This window comes from Streptomyces sp. NPDC001153 (assembly GCF_053598315.1).
Genome location: NZ_JBSFJZ010000018.1, coordinates 139359 through 158505, shown reverse-complemented (window position 1 = coordinate 158505; position 19147 = coordinate 139359). Strand labels below are relative to the sequence as shown.

Sequence of the window (19147 nt, the reverse complement as noted above, 5' to 3'; positions counted from 1 at the left end):
GGCTTGGGCTGCTTGGCACGCAAGTGGGGGACCACACGGGCGAGGTCACCGTTCGTCTCCCGGGCGAGGAGGGGCGTGGGGCGGTACCGCGGGAGTTCGACGGCCTGCGCCTCGGGTGTGGCGCGGGGCCGGGCACCGTTGCATCGAGGACCAGGTCGAGTCGGTTGTTCGTGTTGAGCTCGAATCGGCGGTCGGGGTTTACGTGGGTCGAGTGAGGTCGTCTGCCCGGGGCGTCCACCTCCCCGTGTGTCCTCCGCAAACTCGGATGCCTGGCCGGGCTTCGCTCTGTTAGCTGTTGAGGATGGAACCTGATCTCGTTACCGATGAGCGACTGCATGGAGTTCTCGACGAGCTCGTTCGTAGGGAACCGCTCTTTCACAGACCGGAGTTCGGAACGACAAGAGCCGATTTCGAGGCTATGACGGCGCCCGATTTCTGGGAGACGGGCGCGTCGGGGCGACGTTACAGCCGCGCCCACGTGCTGAACGCCCTTGAGGAGCGCTACAAGCAGCCGCCGACCGAGGATTGGGAGACGTCCGATTTCCATTGCCGGGAGTTGGCCGCCGACCTGTATCTCCTGACGTACACCTTGGTCCTCGACGGGCGGAGAACACGCCGGGCGACGATCTGGCAGCACGACGCCGGCGACTGGAAGATCCTCTACCACCAGGGCACCGTCGTTCAGGAGCCGTGAACAGTGCGTGGGTGACGCCGCACTGGTGGTTCGGCCGGGGCGACGAGCAGACCAGTCTCGATCCGGAATGCGAGTCCCGGCTCGTGGCCGAGCGGGCGATGGACCGGGACCCTGCGATGTGCGGGCCCCGCCCGGTTGGCCCTGCCACCATCATGCCTTTTCGTCGTGCCTTGTGACCGTGACCTCCCCGTTCCTGGACGCGTACGAATCTGGCGTGGAGGCGGGGCGGGGCGGCCCTGGCCTTGAATCGTGCGTTGGTTGGGCACAAGCGGCGGGTCTGCACCGCCCTCAGGAATCGGCAGCGGTGAGGTGGCGAGCCAGCTCGGTGGCCAGGCGTTGCATGACGGTGTGATTGGCCCGACGCATCGTGACCCGCACGATGGGGGCCAACAGGCGGTCGGCCAGAGGCGCGCGTGCCCAGGCGTACGTGAACGTGATGTGGCTCCCGCCGCTGCGCAGCGGTTCGATGGTGTAGGCGCCGTGGGCCAGGCGCCGGCCGCCCGCGCTGACGTTGCGTTCGACGATGCGCCCCGGCGCCTCGGCCTCGACGACCTCGATGGTGACGTCGGTCTTGGCGCCGCCCAGCGCGGCGGTGACCGTGGCGCGCGATCCGGGGCCCCGGCTGGGGCCGCTGTAGCGCCAGTTGGTCAGGTAGTGGTCGGTGAAGCGCTCGTGGTGAGCCATGACATCGAGGAAGTCGTAGACCTGCTCGGGCGTCTGCGGTACGTCGATCGACACGGTGACAGACTTCATGTACCACACGGTACATGCGGCATGTACCAATGGGTACACTCGTGGTGTGGTGAATACGGACGCCTCGCACTCCGAGGGGCAGGCCGGGCACGGCCCGCAGTCGGATCGGCGCGCCCAACTGGTGGACGCGGCTGTCGACCACGTCGCGGCGCACGGCATCGGGGATCTGAGCCTGCGCCGCCTGGGCGCTGCGATCGGCGTCAGCCACCGCATGCTGATCCATTACTTCGGGTCCAAGGAACAACTGTTCGTCGAGATCGTCCGCACGTCGGAGCAGCGCCAGCGCGATCTGATGTCCCGGCTCCGCCTGGAGCCCGGTCTCTCGCCCGCCGATGTCGCCCGGCGACTGTGGCGGCAGCTGACGGATCCCCGGCTGGCCGGTCAGGAGCGGCTCTTCTTCGAGATCTGCGGGCACGCGCTGCGGGGCCGCCCCGAGGCCGTCCCGGTCCTCGAAGGGCTGGTGACGGACTGGCTGGAGCCGCTCGTGGCCGCCGAGGTGGGGGCGGGGGCGGACCCCGCCGTGGCCCGGAACCGTGCCAGGCTGGGACTCGCCACCGTCCGTGGTCTCCTGCTGGACCTGCTCGCCACCGGAGACCGCACCGGCGTCGACGCGGCGATGGAGGAGTTCCTCCGGCTGTACTACGGCCCAGAGTGACGAAGCCGCCGATGACTGTGGCGGCCTGCCGCGTCATGTCAGCCGACCGTGCCACGTCGTACACCTCGATCCGGCCCGGGTACGCGGCAAACGCGCTCCACGGCAGACGACCGAAGCTCCTGACGAGGTCCGCGGACCCCAGCGAGCAACTGCCGCCACCGGTGGCGGCAGTCCAGGGCGGAGATCATGACGCGAGGCGAAGCGAGAAGAGGCGGCACAGGCGGCCAGGCCCCCTCCCTGAGCGACGCGCAGCAGCGCGCGGTCGAATCGGTGCTGAAGGGGCAGGCCGGAAACGCGGTACTACATGACCGAGACCGACGCCCAGTTCAGCCTGCCCGGCGCGGCGCAGAAGGCGTCCGCCGTCGCTTACGGCGACACCCCGTCCTCGAGCGGGATTCCGCTGATCTCCGGCCACTGGTACTCCGCCTCGCCAGGAGCCGCGGAGGTCGACGTGAACACCCTGTTCCTCACCGACACCGGGACCTCGGTCGGGTCGACGTACACACTGATCTCCGGCCCGCACCGGCTGACGTTCCGCATCGTGGGCGCGGTGTTCAAGACCGGCAGCCAGGCCGACCTGTACCTGAGCCCGACCACGCTCTCCCGCCTGGACCCGGGCGCGCAGCCGCAGCACTTCGACGTGGCCCTCCAGCCCGGCACCAGCGCGCAGGCGTACACCAACACAGTGTCCGCGGCGCTCGGCCACTCCTACCGGGCCACCTCGTCCCAGGCTTCGACCACGCAGTTCCTCGCCGTACTCACCTTGATCACGATGCTCACGGTCCTGATCACCGTGGTCGCCGGCCTCGGCGTGCTGAACACCGTGGCGCTGCAGATCCGCGAGCGAGCTCACGACATCGGCGTGTACAAGGCGATCGGCATGACGCCGCGTCAGACCCTCTCCATGGTGGTGTGCTCGGTCCCCTGCGTCGGCCTGGTCGCCGGAATCGTCGGAGTCCCCGCCGGAGTATTCCTGCACCATGCCGTGGTGCCGGTGATGGCGCACGCCGCGAACTCCGGGCACTCGCAGTCCCTGCTGTCGGTGTACTCCCCCGTGGGAGCTGATGCTGCTGGGACTCGCCGGGTTGGTCATCGCGCTCGTCGGCGCGCTCGGCCCTGCCGGCTGGGCGGCGAAGGCCGGAACGGCAAACTCCCTGCGCGCCGAATAGACAGCCGGGGCGGGGCGCGTGCTGGCCCCCAGGGAGCCCGTCCCCCGGCCTTGACCTGCAGACATGAGGCGGAGAAAGACGGTGGCAGTGGCTCAGGACATGGCCACCGGCACCCGGCGGGGGCCAGCGTACGGCCGGCGTCCGTGGCCGATCAGCACATTGTCGATCAGCAGCAGGTCGCCGGTGCGCCAGTCCACGTCGCCGGCGGAGGCGAGGCCCTGGTCGCACACATGGGTCCGCGTCCTCGCCCGGAATCGGCTCGCCGCTCGCGAAGGCCATGGACCGCGCCAGCGACTACCAACGGCCCCCGTCATCACTCGGCCTCACCCGACGAAACCGGACAGAACGCGGTCACGCGACGACCCTGGTCCGGTGCGAACCGGTCCGCACCGGACGACCCACATGTTGGGGCAATCGGGGTGAACAGGTCTGGCCGACCTTCGAGCACGGGGAGGGGAAATTCAAGGCTCTGGCCGCGATTCCGTGAACGATTGATCTTGCTGATGTAGGGCGGTCGGTGGGGCATTCTGGTGCGATGGATGATGCCGAGACGACATGGCAGTCATGGTTGTCTGGACTTGCTCCGTCGAAGCGGACTGTGGCGGAGTCGCTCCGGACGCAGTTTGAGGCGCTGGGTGCGGCGGACGCTTCCGACTGGGCGAGGTCGGAGATCGTTGAGAATCAGCCGCAGCTGGCACGCTTCGTGCTGCTCCGTTCGCTGTGGCGTGGTGCGATCGACGGCTGGGCAGACCAGGGAGCGTTGGAGCAGGTGGCGGCGGCCCGGCGTCTGCTGGACGCGGGGGCGGACAGGAACGACCTGGTGCTCCTGGCGCGGGCTGTTGCCTACGAAGCTGTCTTCGCTGTGGTTGACGAGTTGGATTGCGGTGGGGACGTGAACGTGTCCGGCGTGGATGTCGGCTGGGTGGTCACGGAGTCTGGTAACGACGGGTCGTCCACCGGTCGCCCCCTCGCTGGCCTTCACGAGGACTTGCTGACGATGGATCCGAGTGGACGCGAGGGCGCCGACCTGTGGCGGTAAGCCGCTGAGCTGGGCGATTACGTGAGTACGGCCGTGTGCGGATCCGGATGCGGAGAAGTCGGAACGAGGCCCGGCCGTACATGGCTCGCTTGATCGTTTTCACGCGGTTGACGTGGCCTTCGATTTTTCCGGAGCTCCACTCGTGGGTGAGGCCGGCGGTGACGGCGACGAAGTCCTGGCGGAGGAAAGCGGCGAACTTGGCGACGGGGGCAACGTCGGATTCCTCGGCCTGCCGGATCCAGGCAGGCAGCAGTTGGCCTCGACGACGGTTGCGGACGAGGTCGGTGAAGGCTCGGTCGAGGTCGCATGCCCGCGCGATGTCCGGGCATGCGGGGCGGGCTTGGTCGAGGTGCTCGGTCTCCTGGGTGCTGAGGCGGTCGCGGTTGCGCATGAGCCATGCGGTGATGCGGCGCGGGCTCGGGATCTCCGCAGGGTGGAGACAGAACCCGGCTGTGGTTCATGCCGTTGTGGACGGCGCCGTTGGCAGCGACTTGGGTGGGTAGCTGCGCAGGACGACGGAGGTGGTGACCGGTCCGTAGCGGGCGAGGGAGTCCACAACTTGCTCGAGGCGTCCGGCGTGAGAACAGTGCACGTCGAACAGCAGGCAGTCCTCGCCGGTCACGCGGAGGATCGAGACGACCTCGGGGGTCTGGGCGGCGAGGGTGAGTGCCTGGGTCAGCTGCGCGTGGGTGGTGCGAAGCCGGACGACGGCACGGATGTTCAGCCCGACGGCGGCTGGGGCGACGACGGCACGGTAGCCGGTGATGATCCGGTTCTTCTCCAGGCGCTGGATGCGGGCGCTGGCTGCCGGCTGGGACAGCCCGACCCGCCGTCCGACCTCGGCGCCCGTAAGCCGGCCGTCCGTCTGGAGCAGTTCCAGGATGGCACGGTCGATCTCGTCGAGTGATTCCATCGTTGTCACGCCCGCTTTCTTTGAGATCACTTGCTGAGCCGCAACGCTGCCGCTGATTCATAGACAATCCCTCCAGGGCGAGCCCACGAAGTGTGGGGACCACGACTGGAAAGGCGGTCAGCGATGGTCGCGTACGTCATCATCCCTGGGATCGACGGTTCGGACGACAAGCACTGGCAGAGCCTGTGGGAGAAGCAGTGGGGAGAATCCGCGGTCCGGATCGCACCAGCATCGTGGAGCATGCCGGACCTGCAGGACTGGGTTGCCGCCGTCCAGGCCGCCTACGAGGTCGCTTCCCGACGTGACAGCCAGGTCGCGCTGGTGGCTCACAGCCTCGGCTGCTGGGCGGCCGCTCAGTGGCTGGACCGGGCGCGCCCCGAGGGGATTGCGGCGTTCCTGGTGGCCCCGCCCCATCCTCAGGGCCCGGCGTTCCCCCGTCAGGCCGCATCAACGTTCCTGGACCTGTCCGCTCGCCCCTTGCCGTGCCGGGGCCTGACGGTGGCCAGCGACAACGACCCCTACTGCGACCCGACGACGTCCGCCTCGTACGCGCACGATTGGCAAGCGCAATGGCATCTCATCGGAAGCCACGGCCACATCAATTCCGACAGCGGCCTCGGCGACTGGCAGGCCGGCCTGGAACTCCTTCACGCGCTCGTCGGCCACTGAGATGAGCGGTCCGACGCGGAGGCATTGCCCGGTGGCGATGCCTCGCCAGGCCTTGAGCTTGTTGATCAGGCGCTCGACGGTGTTCCGCTCCTTGTACCGGCCGGCGTCGAGGCTGACGGGCCGACCACCCCGGGAGCCCTTCTTCTTCCGGTTGGCGGCCTGGTCCTTCTTCTCCGGGATGACGGCCTTGATATGGCGTTTGCGCAGGTGGACCCAGTTACCGCGGTATGAGTGGGCCCTATCCCCGGCGATGGAGTCCGGCCGAATACGGGGGCGACCGAGGGGCCCGCGGACCCGTATCCGCTTGAGTACAGGAATGAACTGCGGGCTGTCCGCGGCCTGGCCTGTGGTCAGGACGAACACCAACGGGCGGCATTTCCGGTCGGCGGCGAGGTGGACCTTGCTCGTCTGCCCGCCCCCGGAGCGTCCGAGGAGCGCGGCCTTCAGACGGAGTTTCCGCCGCCGTCGGACGCGCGCCTCGCCCCTCTTCCCACTCGGATCCGGTCCCGGCATCCTGCCCATTTTGTCCTTCGGAGTCGCCCCCTTTTGCCTGGCCTTCTCCTCCTCGGCGGCATTCTCCAGTGCGGTGATGACGTCCTGGCCCAGGTGCATCCGGCAGCGTCATGGTGAGCGCGCGCGGTGGTGGAGCCGACACTGACCAGGTACAGGTCCACCTCACGCCGCTTCGCGGCCTCTGCGATCAGTCAGTCCAGCAGGGCTTCGAAGACGCCTGCGTCACGCCACTGCCGGAAGCGGTTGTGGACGGTCGACCGGGCGATGAACTAGGCCGGCATCTCTCGCCACTGCCCGCGCGTCTTGAACCGCCAGATCACGCCCTCGAACTGCTGTCGCAGCTGCTCGGGGTACGGGCCATATTCGCCGATCGGCCGGTGCACGGCTCGACGAACGCCCATTGGCTGTCGGTCAGTTGCACTCACGTCACGCAAGAAGATCTGACATGGCCGCGTGAGCCACCGCCCACGGAGAACGCACCCCCGGGGTCTTGAACGGCCCTCGAAGCAAGATGGGGCGCCGGTCGCCAGGAATAGCAACGGCGAGCCATGACCCGGGTTTCGGACCGTGGTCCGTCTGCGGCCGTCTGCGGGCTTCAACCTGCCGACGTGTGTGCCGTGCCCCTGGTGCGGATGTGCTGAGTGAGAAAGAGAGCGGCGCGCTCCAGTGCCTCGTCGGCTTCGTCCAGGACGCCGGCGAACGCCTGGAAGACATGTGGAACGTCAGCGGTGATGTCCAGGATGACGTCCACTCCGGCTTCCCTCGCGCGCGTGGCCATGCGTGTGGAGTCGTCCAGGAGCACTTCGTTGGTGCCCGCCTGCAGAAGTATCGGGGGGAAGCCGGTCAGGTCGGCGAGGATGGCGGGGCTGAGCATGGGCTGGTGCGGGTCCTGTCCCGCAAGGTACATGGTCCCGGTGTGTTCCAGGCCCTCACGCGTGAAGAACGGGTCGATGCCCGCCTTGGTGTCCATGCTCTCGCCTGTCCGGGTCATGTCGAGTCCGGGGGAGAACGCCACGATTGCGGCGGGCGTGGGCAGGCCCGCGTCGCGGGCGGCGAGGCAGGTGGTGACGGTGAGGCCGCCACCGGCGGAGTCCCCGGCGAATGCGATCGCCGAAGGGTCTTCGCCGCTGTCGAGAAGTGCGCGATAGGCGCTCAGCCCGTCCTCGATCGCGGCCGGGAACGGATACTGAGGGGCAAGCCGGTAATCCAACGAGAATGCTCTGAACCCTGTTTTGATCACCAGGTTCCCCGTCAGCGACATCGCCGTCTCTGGTGAACCGACCACGTAAGAGCCGCCGTGAAAGTAGAGGATCGTCCCGGCCTTCGGAGTGCCGGCCGGCTCGACGAGCACCGCGGGCCGATCGCCGAGCGTTGCAGTCCGGGTGCGGATCCCGGCCGGGACGATCATTTCCCCCATCATCGCCCTGAATCCGGCGCGGAGCTCCTCCACCGACCGAGGGCCCTCCGGCTGAGGCCGTCGGACCATCGCGTCGATCTCCGCGCGCTGTTGCCTGCTCATTTTCGCCTCCATCGCAAGTGCATGCCGAGGAACTATATGCCTTGGCATGTAGGTTAAGATATATGCCATGGCATCCAAGTCAAGCGGTGGCCGGGTCGACCTCCCGGGCTTCTTCGCCGACCTCGTCCGCTGCGAGACGCGCCTCTACAACGCGCTGAACGACCGTCTTCGCGAGCGGCACGGGATCGTCACCTCGCAGTTCGAGTTCCTGCGCTTCCTGCGCGACCACCCCGGGTCCCGGGTGGCGGACCTCGCCGCTGAGTTCGCCATCGGGATCGGTGCGACCAGTAAGGGCATCGACCGCCTGGAGAAGCAGGCATGGGTCATCCGGCGAACCAATCCATCGGATCGCCGCTCTTCACTGCTGGACCTGACCGATGACGGCCGGCAACTCGTCGAGGCGGCGGAGGCGACCTTCACCGAAACGCTGGCCGAGCTGACCGCAGACACCCTCGGCGGCCCCTCAGGACTGGCCGCCGTGCAGATCCTCTCGGAGCTCCGCTCCCTCCTCGAACGCGACCAGATCGGCCTGCCTACAGGCTGACCGGCATGCGCATTCAGTGCGACTGTCCGTTGGCCGCGTGATCAGCGTTTGTTACGAGGGTGAATCCCCTGGATTCATCGCGACTCGATACGCACCCTAGCTCTGTCCCGACATGAGCAGACGGTAGCCGCAGTCCATGGACGCCCGGTCCAGTAGGTCAGCGTGGCTGCGGCCCCAGGTTCCCGAGCTGAGGTCTGCGCGCAGTCTGGCGATCGCTGGTTCGACCACGGACGGCGGAAGTTGGGCGAAGGTGGAGCCGGCTCGGCGGATGACGGGGTCGAGGTAGCACCCCGGGCGGCGCCAGTAGGCGATCTGGAAGCCGTCGGTGAAGTCGTGGGGATGGCGAAGGGCAGTACGGTGTGCGGAAGGTACTTCTCGATCAACCACAGCTCGGGCCGGTGCTGGGGATCCCACGTGAAGACGACTTGGGGCCGGGAGACGCGGCGCAGTTCGGCGAGGCCACGCTTGAGGGCGGGTCAGTGTTGAACCGTCATCACCGTCATCACCACCATCGCCGCGTCGAACCCGCCGTCCCGGAAAGGCAGTTGTTCGGCCAGTATCTTCCGCCGACCCGGGTGCTGCTCCAGCATGACCCAGGAGCAGGCCCACCGCGGTGGCCTCCGCGTCGGCCAGCTCATACGAGCCGGTGCCGGCGCCGACGTTGACGACCGTGTGTGCCCCCTGCCGGGGCTGACGGATCAGCGCGGCCAGGTGCGGGTCGGGCCGACGGATGTGCCGATGTGCCGATATCCGATGCCGATGCGGTCGTACGTCGCGGTCGGCACGTTTCCCCGGAAGCAGAAGCAGTCATCACCGAATCAGACCAGGGTGATCGCCGGTGAGGCGAGAGATTTGGGGTGAGCCGAATGTTGCTGCCCGGCTCAATGTGGGTGACCTGGGCTCGGTCCGGTTCGCCTGTTCGCCCCTGCCAGAGACCGTCCAGTGCCTGCGGGCATGGCGCAGTCCGGCCCGATACGCCGTGCACCAGTCGTTGATACGGCAGTCCGCCCCGCTGCTCCGGCAACTCGAACGGCCTCTGCCGCAAGCACTCGTCGGCCCGAACCGGTTCATTCCCCACTTCCTCACTCCTCCCCGCCGACGCCGAGCACCGACTGGCTCCTGGTGATCGCCCCGCACTGGCCCCGCATGTATGCCGTGCTGCGCGCCGACTTCCTTCACCGTGCACGCCGCCTCGCCGATGGAGGAGCGGCCGGCCCGTTCGACGACATCGACCCCGGCCTGGAGCGGCAGCCAGGTGCGGGCTTCCTGACCGTTGACGTGTTCCCGGCGAGCGCCACGACAAGGCCGTCGACGGAAGTGGGCTGACGTTCACGCCCCCCTGGTTTGCGACCACGCCGTCACGGTCGTCGACCTCACTCTGCCGCCGCGGATCTGGTATCCGGCCCGAGGTCTCGCCACGGTCTGGCACACCGACGCAACCGCTCCGCCGTCAGCGCTGGCCGACCTGATCGGTCGCACCCGCGCCCGCATCCTCACTCTGGTCAAGGAACCGGCGAACACCGCTGAGCTGGCTCACCAGCTGGACGCCGGCCCCGGCACGGTCAGCCAGCACCCCAGGGTCCTGAACCGGGCCGGACTGGTCACCCGGGCCTGACGGGCACCTGGTGCTGTACCTGCGCAACCCACTCGGCGACCAGCTCATGGCCTGAACCGGCCGGACGCTCGCCAGCCGGCAAACCCGTACCGGATTTCGCGCCGCGGCGGCGGGCCTATGCGCCGGAGGCGCCGAGATAGGTGTGTGCCAGTTCCCGCAGGCGGTGCCCGTCGAAGCTGCGTCCGTGGCCCGGGTGGGCGATGGAGATGTCCAGGTCCGCCAGGAGCGCCAGGCTGCGCCGATAGGTCGGCGGGTCGGATTCGGGGAGATCGTCGATGAGGTGGCCGTTGTAGATGACGTCGCCGGTGAACAGCGCGCCCGTGTGTTCCTCGAGGAGGCAGATGCAGCCGGGGGTGTGTCCGGGAAGATGCAGGACTGTCAGGGAGCGCCCGCCCACGTCGATGACGTCCCGGTCGTGGAGTGCGCGCTGCACCGTGAGCGGCTCCACGCGGTAGGCGCGAGGGTCGTAGCCGGTGTGAGGCAGAGCGTCGACGAGCAATCCAGGCAGGTCTTCTCCGGCCGGGTCCATGCCGAGTTCCGCGTAGAGCTCGGGGCCGTACAGGCTGGCGGGCACGCCCTGTGCCACGGACTCTGCGGCTGCTTTGTGGGCGGCCCGTTCGCGGAACTCGTGTGCTCCGCCGACGTGGTCCAGGTGTGCATGGGTGAGGACGACCAGCGGATCTCGCTCGAACATACGGGGGATGTGTCGACGCAGGCCCGCGACGCCCAGGCCCGCGTCCACGACGAGGTCGCGGTCCGTTCCGCGCAGCCACCACAGGTTGGCCCGCACCAGCTTGTCGACGTGCGGCTCGGTGATGCGGACGATGCCGTTGTCCAGTTCCTCCGTCTGGTACCAGTCGCGGGCCTGCGCCAGGCTCATCGGTCGGCCCCGCTCGCGACGACATGCCGATCGCCGAAGTCCACGTCCTGCCAGGAACGCACAGCAGTCACCTTTCTGATGACGAGAATCGGTCCTTCCCCCGCTAACGGGGGCGGTGGAGCCGTGCCACCGGCCCATGCTCTTTTTGCCGGCTGGCGGGCGAACAAGCCACCGGGGATTGGGGCGCGGCGGTCTGGCGCCGAGCGCGCGGGCCAGTTTCGGCAGCCTGACGTGTACCGGTTCCGGCTCGTCGTCCGCGACGTGGTGAATCCCGGGCTTGCCGCGTTCGACGGCCGCGACGCTTGCCGAGGCGGCATCGGCGATGTGCACCTGCGACCACCCCCCGCCATCGCCGCCGACGATTCGCGGACTTCCGCTTGCGGATCTGCCCGGCCATGGTGGCATCAGACTCGGAGCTCATGCCGGTCCGCGGGCCGTAAAAGCCGCCGTAGCGCAGCGCGATTTCCCGTCCCGGCTGATGCCGAGTCACCGGTCCTCCAAGTGGAGCGGCGCGGCCACTGCCTCCGCGCCGTCCGCGGGCGGGTTCGGCTCGATCCCCGGCCGCTCTCGTCGGTGACTGGGGCACTGGGGGCGTTCGATCCATATCGCGTGCTCTGCACCACGGACCCGTGGACGCCGATGGAGCATACGGCGGCGACCGGACGGTCGGTGCCTTCGGGGCGCAGCCGGTTGGTGGCGGCCGTCATCCGCTTCACGCACTTCACATCTGCGGGTTGGCTCAGTGCGGTGAGCTGATGGAGGATCACCTCGGGCTCGGCCTTGGTCACCGCGGCGGGCGCCGAGTCGGCATCGCGCGCATCGACGATGACCGGTTCTGCACCGAGCGCGCGCAAGGAACCGGTCTTGGCGGCCGAGTGCCTCGTGCCGACGATCTCCTGGCCGCGCGCCACGAGTTGGGCTACGAGCCGTCCGCCGATGTCGCGGGTCGCGTCGGCATCGAAGATCTTCATCGCATCTCCGTTCCTCATGCTGAGCCGCAACAGACGGGACACTCCGGCATCCCGTGATCTGCTGTGACGCGGTTCACCAGGCGGCCCGGCGCTCCGCGACCGCATCGTGCAGGAATTCCTGGATGATCGCGGTGGTCTCGTCGGGGCGCTCGTAGTGCGGCAGGTGTCCCACACCCTCGAGCGGGCGCAGGTCCGCGCGAGAGAAGACGGTGCGCAGGACCTCGTCCGGTGGCATCGGGGTGATGGGGTCCTGGCGTCCCCACACCACCTGGACGGGGACGTCGCACGCGTCCAGGAACCGGTACAGGTATTCCGCGCCGTGGATCGGGACGTTGCGGAGCGCGGAGAGCAGGCTGCGCTTGAAGCCCCGGTAGCGCAGTTCCGGCAGCAGACCCGCCTCGACGCGGGCGAGTACGCGCGGGTCGTGGGAGTAGCCGGGCAGGCGGGACTTCAACGCCCGGTTTCCGGTCAGCCGGAAGAACGGCCGACCGATCCCGGGCAGCATGGACAGTCGCAGTCCGAGGTCGAGCGGGGTTGCGAACCCGTCGGGGGAGATCAGGCAGACGCCGGCGACCCGTTCGGGATGGTGCACGGCGAACTCGGCCGCGACCGGGCCGCCGAACGCCAGCGCGACGAGCGTCACAGGGCGGTCGACGCCGAGCGCCTCCAGCAGGTCGATCATCTGTTCCTCGAACAGCGCCTGGTTGTAGTCGATGTCGGGACGGTCGCTGAAGCCGACGCCGTACCGGTCGAAACGGATGGTCCGGTACCCGGCCCGGGCCAGCCGTTCGAACAGTCCGTCCCACACCCACAGCGACAGGGTCGCTCCGTGGACGAACAGAATCGGCTCACCTGATTCGGGGCCGTCCAGCATGATGTGCGTCGTGCCGCGGGAGAGCCGGACGAAGGATCCGGGGGCATTCCGCCTGGCCCGGGCGTCCATGGGGATCGTCTCGCCATGGTGGCGGATCAACAGGACGGGCAGGGCGATCGCCGTAGCCGCGAGTGCGAGTCCAGAGCGCGGGCTCATGGGGTGTCACTCCTTGGTCGAGTTTTCCGTTCGCCCCCTAGGACAAGACAGCACCCCCTGCCGTGACATACCCCATCCCAGGAGGCATGGCCTCGCCACGGCCGATGTGCGCTGTGGTGTTCCTTGACCGACGGCGTCCAGCGGTACGGGTAGTGCGAGCACCAGGCTGCCGGCGCGTGCTGCGGCGGTGAACCATTTAGGGTCGATGGGGAATGCACGACAGTCGGTGACGAGGGGGAGGACATGTCCAAGAACAGCGTCGGCTCGACGGTCGCCGAACGTTTCCTTGCCGCGTTCCAAGCCCGGGACTGGGAGAGGCTGCGCGGCCTGCTGGCGGACGACGTCACCTGGACCATGCCGGGATCCGGCTCCATCTCGGGCACCATCCGTGGCAAGGAGGCGGTCGTGGGCAGAGCTCGGCACATCGCGGGGCAGGGACTGCACACCGAGTTGTTGCACGTGCTCGTCGGCGCACACGGCGCCGCCCTTTCGCTGCGCAACACGGCGACTGCCCCCGACGGACGCAGGCTCGACGAACACCTCGCGACCGTCCTGACCACCCAACACGGCCGCATCACGGCCATCGACAGCTACCTGTCGGACGTCGACGGCATGAGCGCCTTCTTCACCGCGCCCTGAGCCCGTCGACCCCCATCGCCCGCTCCTTGCTGGGTGACCGAGTTGTGGTTCGTACAGCATGCTCACTTTCAGCAGCTGGTCGACGACATCGCGGCACGCGTCGCCGTCCTCGGACGCCTGACTGTGGCAGCAGACCGGCATGCGTATCTGGAAGGCGATTTTCTGCGGCGGTAGTCGCTCTTGTCGGTGCGTTTGCCCTGGCCGAGGGCGGTGTGGGGCGTGACGGGCCGACCGTCGTGGAGGATCTGGACCACGGTGGCGGTGGAGCGGACGTCGAGATTGTGTTCGATCGGCCTCCACGGAACCGAGTAGAGGGTGCGGTCGACCTTGACAGGGGATGTCCGGGCCGACCGTGGCCCTCGGCCATCGGGCCGGCATTCCCTCGTCCGGCGACCTGCTGGTTCCAGGCCCTGGCTTCGGCCTGCCGGGTGCTCGATCGAGCTGAACTCTTGACCTCGCCAGAACGAGTCGCGGACCTAGGTCGGGCTGGTCGGCGGCTGCTCCGTATGCTGCGCTCGAGGTGACATGTCTTGCGAGGGTGTGCACGGTATTCCCCATGTACACGCATATGGACCGGTCGAAGAACGTCATTTTGCAAACAGGCACAGTTGGTGCTGCCGTGGCCTTTGCTCTTGCGGTAGGCGTGGCGACGGCCGCGTCCGCTGGGGCCGTGCCGCTCACCGCTCACGTCACCCCAGAGGCAGCGGTTGCTCGGACCGGCCCGACCGGCATTCACAGAGACAACGAGAACTGCCTCCTGACCGTCCAGGTACCGTTCTGCCTGGGCATTGGCGAATAGGGAACCGGGCCGCGTCGTGTCGGTGCGGCCAGCAACAGCTGATGCACGTCCCGCGCAGATACCCTGCGCCTCCGTCGCTGGACCGCCTGCACCACTCGGCGGGGCACCCCCCCGGACGCTTACGGGACGGCGGCCTGAGCAGCCAGATCCATCTCGTCGGTGAGGGCGGCTTCCGCCCGCTGGTCCTGCTGGTCGCTCCAGGCCGGTGGGGCGATGCCCCGCGACTCGTTCCGTCATGAAACGCATCCGCGTCGGCCGGCGGGCGGCGGACACCCGCGCACCCGGCCCGGCCATCTCGGCGGCGACAAGGCGTACTCCTCCCGCCGCAACCCTCGCTGCCTGCGACGCCGCGGGATCCAGCACACCATCCGCGAGCCGGGGAGTCAGCGGGCCGACCGGCGTGCCCGGGGTAGCACGGGCGGCTGTGGTTCGACGAACGCGCCCGCATTTTCCAGGCACCGGCACCGGCACCGGCACCGTCACCATCGTCTCGATCCGACTCTGGCTCCGCTCGTGATCCGCGACCGGCTAGTCGTCCGAGCCGGTCCCCGACGGTGGTACCTCGACGACGAAGAACAGGAAGCAGGTTTTGGTCGAAAGGTCATGGAAGTCGTCGGGGAACAGCTCACGGGCGGCCGGGTCGGGCTGCGGCTCGCTGATGACGGAAAGACGGAAGCCGGCCGTGGTGAAGGCATCGGTCATCGCGTGCAACGGCTTGCGCCAGAACCTCATCGGGACGGACTGCCCGTTGAACGTCCAGTCGAAGGTATAGCTGGTGGTCGCGAAATAGTCGGGCCGGGGATCCTGGATCGTGTAGGCCACGAAAGGGTGGTCCACCGACGCGATCAGCCGGCCGCCGGGCCTGAGCACTCGCCGCAACTCGGCCAGCGTCGGCCCCCAGTCCTCCAGGTAGTGCAGCACCAGCGACGCGACCACATCGTCGAACGCACCGTCGGCGAACGGTAGTCGGTCGCTCAGGTCGACCCTGTGCAGGGCCACGTCGTCACCCAGCCGCCGTCTGGCCAATGCCAGCATCGCGGCGCTGGCGTCGATGCCGGTGACGATCGCACCGCGGTCGCGCAGTGCAGCGGACAGGGGGCCCGAGCCGCAGCCGGCGTCCAGGATCCGACGGCCGGCCACGTCTCCGGCGAGGGCCAGCATCGCGGGCCGCGCGTAGTACGCGTTCACGAGGTTGTTCTCGGTCTCCGCCGAGTACGCCTCGGCGAAACTGTCGTAGTCATTCACCCGGGCCGGATCTGCAGACTGGGCGAGACTCTCGGGCACATCGGTTACGCGGTCCATCGTCGCAGCCTAGTAGTCACATGATCTACGGCACAGGCCCCGGATCCACCGGACAGGCCCCGGTTCTACCGCACAGGCCCCGGTGGAGTCGCGCTTCCCTCGCCTCGGTGCCGTACCCGGGGTGCAGCAGCGGTTGCCGGCGGTCGACGCGGACGAAGTCCCCAGGACCCCGCCCCACCTCACTGTGTCTTCCCCGGTCACAGATCGGGATGCCGGCCGTGAGGTCAGCGAGCTCCGCGGCGAGAGCGCGTCCAGAGAGATCCCACGGTGGAATGTCCCGAGTTTGGCCCTCGTGTGCTGTCAGAATCGCGTGGGGTTCCTGGCGGGTGAACTCGCCGGCCAGGGCAAGACCAGCCTCGCGGCCGAGGCGGGGCGATTCATCTGGTGCTCAGGTCTGGAACCCGATGATGCCGGAGCCGGGCTGCCGCGCCGCCGTCACCTCCAGTCCACACAGTCGGACAGGGCGCTTTCCACCTCTGGTTGCAGCGGGTGATGCCGGGGCCGCCGTGGTCAACCGCCTGGAACCGCTCCAGCACTGTAAGGCACTCCTCGTGCGTTCATTGAAGCTGCGCCATCTTGACCGGAACAGCGTCACCGGGCCGGGATCGGCTGAGTGAGGTTCACCGGGTTGCCGTCGGGATCCTGGATGTGGGCGACGCGCTGTCCCCACGGCATGTCGTTGGGGCCGCTGCGGACCGAGCCGCCCAGCGCCGCCACCCGGCCGAGCGTCTCGTCGACGTCGTCGACACCGATGCTGAGCAGGATCCGCGACGCCGCCGCAGTGCCCGGGTTCGCCTTGGCCACCAGCCCGAGGTCGGTGTCGCCGATGCGCAAGCCGAGGTAGAAGGGCGGGCCTTCCGCCGGTACCCGGAAGATCTCCTCAGCGCCGAACAACTTCGTATAGAAACCGAGCAGAACGTCAAGGTCGGCAGTCACGATCACTGGCTGGATGGTGGACATGGCACTCCTGTCGAGAACGGTCGTGTCGCTGGGTAGACCGTTCGAGGATGGTGAACTCATCGGCAGAACCACCCCGCCGGACGATCTACAACACAGACTGCCGCCCACGACCGGCACGAGCACCCCGAAACGAGGTCACGCCACCCTGCTGACCAGCCATTTCAAGATTTCAAGATGGCGGAGCTTCATTGCCCCCAGCCCGGACAGTCTGACCACGGCAGCCCGCCAGGCGTCCCCTCTGACATGCCGAAGTCCCGGACCGACACAGCCGTGACCTGCAGGGCCTTCAGCACGTCGTCCACCGCCTGCAGCCAGCCGGCTGCGCTCGCAAAACAGGGGACACCGACCAGAACGGTATTCCTGTCACCGAACGGGGTCAGGGGCATCAGCAGGGGAGGGGCGGCACGGCCGGGAAGACCGGCGGTTGGCTTGGGCTGTGACCCACGGAGATTCGGATCCCACGGGTATGAAGAAGAGACAGAGGATCGGCACCCAGCAGCCCTCCCTGCCGTCGCGAAGACTGATCGTGACGCTGTTCGCCACATCGCTCACGTCCTTCGGCGCCTTCCTGGTCTTCTTCCTCCCCGCGCACCCGCTCGTCAGCGACCTGCGCTCCCGGAAGAGTGTCCAGTTGGGCAGAGTCCACGTCCTGACGGAGGGACAAGTTCGGCAGTACGGGCAACATCAGGGTCCGGTTCAACGCCCCCAAGGGCGAGGTCGACACAGCGCTCAGCGCCTGGGGTGGCAGGCGCCCTGACGGTCTCGTTCCCGGCATGACCGTGTCCGTGACCTACGATCCGCATGATCCGACCCGAGTGCTGACGACGGCCTGGGCGCATGCGGCATCTGCCGACTGTGACACCACCGATGCTCGTGTCACTGGTGATGGGTGTGCTCCTGCTGGCCGAAGCGATGCTCGTGACGATACGGCGTGGGGCCCCGCACATGGCGGGAGTGCAGCCGGAAGCAGCGCGCAGCACGGCATTGTTCACGAGTTACGGTTCTGGCTCAACTTCCGTGGTGCACGAAAAAACGCCGAGTGACAGACGCGGGGTAGAAGACGACTTCTCCCGTGCGGCATTCCGACCGTCAGCGGCTCTTCCGCTCTTGTCTTGCTCAGGAGTTGCTTCGCGGCCTCGACCGCTTCCCTGTTGGGTTCGTCGACGGCGACGCCCCAGGACTCCTCAGTTGGAGCAGGGCACTCTCGCACGCACGCCCTTCCTGTCGCCAGCGAGTTCCGCTGCGTCCGTCGGACGACCAGGACTTGAGGGGACTCCCTTGCGCTGGAGGGCGAAGCCGGCTCGGCCGAACATCTCGCGCTTGAGCATCTTGATCTGGCTCAGGTGCCCTTCGACAGGCGCTGAGTTCCTCGGCAGGGTGAGGCCGGAAATGGCGGCACTGTGGTTGCGGTCGATGCCCGCCGCGAGGGTGTGGAGGCTGGGCAAGGCGTCTTGCCGGACGGCGTCGAGCCAGTCGGGCGGCGCTCGCCCCGGCGCTCGGGAGGCTGGGCGGTCACGGGCCGCGGCGAGGTGCGCTTCTTGTGCAGATGGGCCCGGACGCGCTGGTAACTGCCCTTGTATCCGAGCAGGACGCCTCCTCCCAGGGCTTCCAGGCGTTGGTGGAGCCCTCGCTTCAGCGGTCGTCCAGGTAGGTCGTGTACTCGTTCGTCCAGGACAGAAGACCGGTTCTGCCATTGACCGGTGAAGAGATCTTCGGGGGTGGCAGCGTCGGCGTACTTCTTGACGGTGTGACTGTCCATGCGGAGTTGCCGCTCGATCGCGCGGCAGCTCTGCCTCGCCTTCAGCCACGCGTGGACGGTGGCCTGTGTAGTCCGGGTGCGGTCGGCGAACCGGTGGCAGGCCGGCCATGGCGAGCCGGACGCCTCTTCGTCGGGATTTTGTCGGGGCTCGGACTCAGGCACTTCGGGGACCAGGACCCTCAGGCACCGGCGGTGATGTGCGACGGTTCGTTCGGCGGTCTCGGTCGGGCTGTGCCACAAGTGCTATCGGTTCGCGACCTGGACCGCCTGCGGCGCCCCGCCTGCGGCGCCCGGGCGGCGGCGCCCCGGCGGCGGCGCCTTCCGCGAAGAACGGGGCGCGGTCACGGCAGACGACTTCGACACCGGGTCACTGGGCCAGCCACGCGGCCAGCGTCGGTGCCTCCCGGCAGGTCAGCAGATCGACAGGTCGGCGGGTCGCCAAGTCGATGAGGACGGTGCCGTGGTGACGGCCTTTGCGGGTTGCGTACTCATCGACCCCGATCAACCGCGCCGAGGGCACTACCGGCTCAGGAAGGGCGTCGACCAGGCGCAAGATCGTGCTGCGGCCGACGGTCACCCCGAAGACGTCGGCCGCATGGGCGCCGACCCGGCCTGCCGGGGCGAGACCGACGGCGGCCCAGTGGCACGCATCTGCTCGGTCCGCCGGCCATGCCTTCGGGGCAGGCCGGATATCTGCTCGACGAAGGTGCGTCGCGCGCAGGCC

At 68.3% G+C, this 19147-nt stretch carries 21 protein-coding genes and 2 pseudogenes; 12 read left to right on the top strand and 11 right to left on the bottom strand.

Translation table 11 applies throughout. The annotated features are described in order from the left end of the window. The first annotated feature begins 301 nt into the window (after positions 1 to 301). Positions 302 to 694, top strand: a complete 393-nt coding sequence (locus ACWDEN_RS22100; protein WP_351612940.1) for a nuclear transport factor 2 family protein — start codon at positions 302 to 304, stop codon at positions 692 to 694. 288 nt (positions 695 to 982) lie between these two features. Here the strand turns inward: ACWDEN_RS22100 and ACWDEN_RS22095 are convergent, their stop codons facing one another. Then, positions 983 to 1447 (bottom strand): SRPBCC family protein, encoded by a 465-nt coding sequence (locus ACWDEN_RS22095; protein ID WP_351612938.1) that lies wholly within the window; start codon positions 1445 to 1447, stop codon positions 983 to 985. A 46-nt stretch (positions 1448 to 1493) separates the two neighbouring features. Here ACWDEN_RS22095 and ACWDEN_RS22090 point away from each other — a divergent pair, with 46 nt between their 5' ends. The 3 genes from ACWDEN_RS22090 to ACWDEN_RS22080 all read left to right on the top strand — a co-directional run bounded on the left by ACWDEN_RS22090 (position 1494) and on the right by ACWDEN_RS22080 (position 4310). Next, entirely contained in the window at positions 1494 to 2102 is a 609-nt protein-coding gene (locus tag ACWDEN_RS22090) for a TetR/AcrR family transcriptional regulator (protein ID WP_351612937.1), read from the top strand. A 304-nt stretch (positions 2103 to 2406) separates the two neighbouring features. Then, a complete protein-coding gene (locus ACWDEN_RS22085; protein WP_351612934.1) occupies positions 2407 to 3780 on the top strand; it encodes an ABC transporter permease in 1374 nt (457 codons plus the stop codon). Positions 3781 to 3806: 26 nt separating this feature from the next. Next, positions 3807 to 4310 carry a hypothetical protein gene (locus ACWDEN_RS22080; RefSeq protein WP_351612931.1) on the top strand — a complete coding sequence of 168 codons (504 nt, stop codon included), beginning with the start codon at positions 3807 to 3809 and terminating at the stop codon, positions 4308 to 4310. Here ACWDEN_RS22080 and ACWDEN_RS22075 read toward each other — a convergent pair. Further along, positions 4198 to 4716 carry a transposase gene (locus tag ACWDEN_RS22075; protein WP_450859939.1) on the bottom strand — a complete coding sequence of 173 codons (519 nt, stop codon included), beginning with the start codon at positions 4714 to 4716 and terminating at the stop codon, positions 4198 to 4200. The genes ACWDEN_RS22080 and ACWDEN_RS22075 overlap by 113 nt on opposite strands. A gap of 51 nt (positions 4717 to 4767) precedes the next feature. Then, a complete protein-coding gene (locus ACWDEN_RS22070; RefSeq protein WP_351612982.1) occupies positions 4768 to 5223 on the bottom strand; it encodes an Lrp/AsnC family transcriptional regulator in 456 nt (151 codons plus the stop codon). Positions 5224 to 5346: 123 nt separating this feature from the next. Between ACWDEN_RS22070 and ACWDEN_RS22065 the strand changes: the two genes are divergently transcribed. Continuing rightward, the gene (locus tag ACWDEN_RS22065) at positions 5347 to 5892 is read left to right on the top strand and encodes an RBBP9/YdeN family alpha/beta hydrolase (protein ID WP_351612929.1); all 546 of its coding nucleotides are present in this window, start codon (positions 5347 to 5349) and stop codon (positions 5890 to 5892) included. Here the strand turns inward: ACWDEN_RS22065 and ACWDEN_RS22060 are convergent. Then, positions 5821 to 6826: pseudogene (locus tag ACWDEN_RS22060) on the bottom strand (transposase); the annotation flags it as partial. The gene ACWDEN_RS22065 and the pseudogene ACWDEN_RS22060 overlap by 72 nt on opposite strands. Before the next feature lie 174 nt (positions 6827 to 7000). Next, positions 7001 to 7855, bottom strand: a complete 855-nt coding sequence (locus tag ACWDEN_RS22055) for an alpha/beta hydrolase (protein WP_450859930.1) — start codon at positions 7853 to 7855, stop codon at positions 7001 to 7003. Between the two features lie 136 nt (positions 7856 to 7991). Between ACWDEN_RS22055 and ACWDEN_RS22050 the strand changes: the two genes are divergently transcribed. The 3 genes from ACWDEN_RS22050 to ACWDEN_RS22040 all read left to right on the top strand — a co-directional run bounded on the left by ACWDEN_RS22050 (position 7992) and on the right by ACWDEN_RS22040 (position 10083). Then, the gene (locus ACWDEN_RS22050; RefSeq protein ID WP_351612927.1) at positions 7992 to 8468 is read left to right on the top strand and encodes a MarR family winged helix-turn-helix transcriptional regulator; all 477 of its coding nucleotides are present in this window, start codon (positions 7992 to 7994) and stop codon (positions 8466 to 8468) included. A 1146-nt stretch (positions 8469 to 9614) separates the two neighbouring features. After that, entirely contained in the window at positions 9615 to 9794 is a 180-nt protein-coding gene (locus tag ACWDEN_RS22045; protein ID WP_450859940.1) for a hypothetical protein, read from the top strand. Beyond that, positions 9742 to 10083 carry a winged helix-turn-helix domain-containing protein gene (locus tag ACWDEN_RS22040; RefSeq protein WP_351612926.1) on the top strand — a complete coding sequence of 114 codons (342 nt, stop codon included), beginning with the start codon at positions 9742 to 9744 and terminating at the stop codon, positions 10081 to 10083. The genes ACWDEN_RS22045 and ACWDEN_RS22040 overlap by 53 nt, the downstream gene beginning before the upstream one ends. A gap of 115 nt (positions 10084 to 10198) precedes the next feature. Here ACWDEN_RS22040 and ACWDEN_RS22035 read toward each other — a convergent pair whose 3' ends face one another. Next, positions 10199 to 10963, bottom strand: coding sequence for an MBL fold metallo-hydrolase (locus tag ACWDEN_RS22035; protein WP_351612923.1), 765 nt, complete (start codon positions 10961 to 10963; stop codon positions 10199 to 10201). 629 nt (positions 10964 to 11592) lie between these two features. Here ACWDEN_RS22035 and ACWDEN_RS22030 point away from each other — a divergent pair. Beyond that, positions 11593 to 11991 (top strand): hypothetical protein, encoded by a 399-nt coding sequence (locus ACWDEN_RS22030; RefSeq protein ID WP_450859929.1) that lies wholly within the window; start codon positions 11593 to 11595, stop codon positions 11989 to 11991. Positions 11992 to 12007: 16 nt separating this feature from the next. On the opposite strand, the gene ACWDEN_RS22025 is transcribed toward ACWDEN_RS22030, so the two are convergent. After that, entirely contained in the window at positions 12008 to 12964 is a 957-nt protein-coding gene (locus tag ACWDEN_RS22025) for an alpha/beta fold hydrolase (protein WP_351612917.1), read from the bottom strand. A gap of 243 nt (positions 12965 to 13207) precedes the next feature. Between ACWDEN_RS22025 and ACWDEN_RS22020 the strand changes: the two genes are divergently transcribed. Beyond that, the gene (locus tag ACWDEN_RS22020; protein WP_351612914.1) at positions 13208 to 13603 is read left to right on the top strand and encodes a nuclear transport factor 2 family protein; all 396 of its coding nucleotides are present in this window, start codon (positions 13208 to 13210) and stop codon (positions 13601 to 13603) included. A gap of 68 nt (positions 13604 to 13671) precedes the next feature. On the opposite strand, the gene ACWDEN_RS22015 is transcribed toward ACWDEN_RS22020, so the two are convergent. Beyond that, positions 13672 to 14010 carry a Mu transposase domain-containing protein gene (locus ACWDEN_RS22015; protein ID WP_450859938.1) on the bottom strand — a complete coding sequence of 113 codons (339 nt, stop codon included), beginning with the start codon at positions 14008 to 14010 and terminating at the stop codon, positions 13672 to 13674. A 149-nt stretch (positions 14011 to 14159) separates the two neighbouring features. Here ACWDEN_RS22015 and ACWDEN_RS22010 point away from each other — a divergent pair, with 149 nt between their 5' ends. Beyond that, a complete protein-coding gene (locus ACWDEN_RS22010) occupies positions 14160 to 14402 on the top strand; it encodes a hypothetical protein (RefSeq protein ID WP_351612912.1) in 243 nt (80 codons plus the stop codon). A gap of 113 nt (positions 14403 to 14515) precedes the next feature. Beyond that, positions 14516 to 14825 (top strand): annotated as a pseudogene (locus ACWDEN_RS22005) (IS5/IS1182 family transposase); the annotation flags it as partial. A 105-nt stretch (positions 14826 to 14930) separates the two neighbouring features. Here the strand turns inward: ACWDEN_RS22005 and ACWDEN_RS22000 are convergent. The 3 genes from ACWDEN_RS22000 to ACWDEN_RS21990 all read right to left on the bottom strand — a co-directional run bounded on the left by ACWDEN_RS22000 (position 14931) and on the right by ACWDEN_RS21990 (position 19000). Then, positions 14931 to 15704: a class I SAM-dependent methyltransferase gene (locus tag ACWDEN_RS22000; RefSeq protein ID WP_450859928.1), complete on the bottom strand. Its 774-nt coding sequence runs from the start codon at positions 15702 to 15704 to the stop codon at positions 14931 to 14933. 591 nt (positions 15705 to 16295) lie between these two features. Next, positions 16296 to 16664 (bottom strand): VOC family protein, encoded by a 369-nt coding sequence (locus tag ACWDEN_RS21995; protein ID WP_351612906.1) that lies wholly within the window; start codon positions 16662 to 16664, stop codon positions 16296 to 16298. Positions 16665 to 18790: 2126 nt separating this feature from the next. Continuing rightward, positions 18791 to 19000 (bottom strand): hypothetical protein, encoded by a 210-nt coding sequence (locus ACWDEN_RS21990; RefSeq protein WP_450859927.1) that lies wholly within the window; start codon positions 18998 to 19000, stop codon positions 18791 to 18793. Positions 19001 to 19147: the final 147 nt, after the last annotated feature.

Coding starts and splice junctions, on each gene's coding strand:
- ACWDEN_RS22000 (WP_450859928.1), bottom strand. CDS start 15,704: ATGGACCGCGTAACCGATGTGCCCGAGAGTCTCGCCCAGTCTGCAGAT.
- ACWDEN_RS22035 (WP_351612923.1), bottom strand. CDS start 10,963: ATGAGCCTGGCGCAGGCCCGCGACTGGTACCAGACGGAGGAACTGGAC.
- ACWDEN_RS22095 (WP_351612938.1), bottom strand. CDS start 1,447: ATGAAGTCTGTCACCGTGTCGATCGACGTACCGCAGACGCCCGAGCAG.
- ACWDEN_RS22010 (WP_351612912.1), top strand. CDS start 14,160: ATGTACACGCATATGGACCGGTCGAAGAACGTCATTTTGCAAACAGGC.
- ACWDEN_RS22050 (WP_351612927.1), top strand. CDS start 7,992: ATGGCATCCAAGTCAAGCGGTGGCCGGGTCGACCTCCCGGGCTTCTTC.
- ACWDEN_RS22085 (WP_351612934.1), top strand. CDS start 2,407: ATGACCGAGACCGACGCCCAGTTCAGCCTGCCCGGCGCGGCGCAGAAG.
- ACWDEN_RS22020 (WP_351612914.1), top strand. CDS start 13,208: ATGTCCAAGAACAGCGTCGGCTCGACGGTCGCCGAACGTTTCCTTGCC.
- ACWDEN_RS22100 (WP_351612940.1), top strand. CDS start 302: ATGGAACCTGATCTCGTTACCGATGAGCGACTGCATGGAGTTCTCGAC.
- ACWDEN_RS22070 (WP_351612982.1), bottom strand. CDS start 5,223: ATGGAATCACTCGACGAGATCGACCGTGCCATCCTGGAACTGCTCCAG.
- ACWDEN_RS22080 (WP_351612931.1), top strand. CDS start 3,807: ATGGATGATGCCGAGACGACATGGCAGTCATGGTTGTCTGGACTTGCT.
- ACWDEN_RS21995 (WP_351612906.1), bottom strand. CDS start 16,664: ATGTCCACCATCCAGCCAGTGATCGTGACTGCCGACCTTGACGTTCTG.
- ACWDEN_RS22065 (WP_351612929.1), top strand. CDS start 5,347: ATGGTCGCGTACGTCATCATCCCTGGGATCGACGGTTCGGACGACAAG.
- ACWDEN_RS22025 (WP_351612917.1), bottom strand. CDS start 12,964: ATGAGCCCGCGCTCTGGACTCGCACTCGCGGCTACGGCGATCGCCCTG.
- ACWDEN_RS22045 (WP_450859940.1), top strand. CDS start 9,615: ATGTATGCCGTGCTGCGCGCCGACTTCCTTCACCGTGCACGCCGCCTC.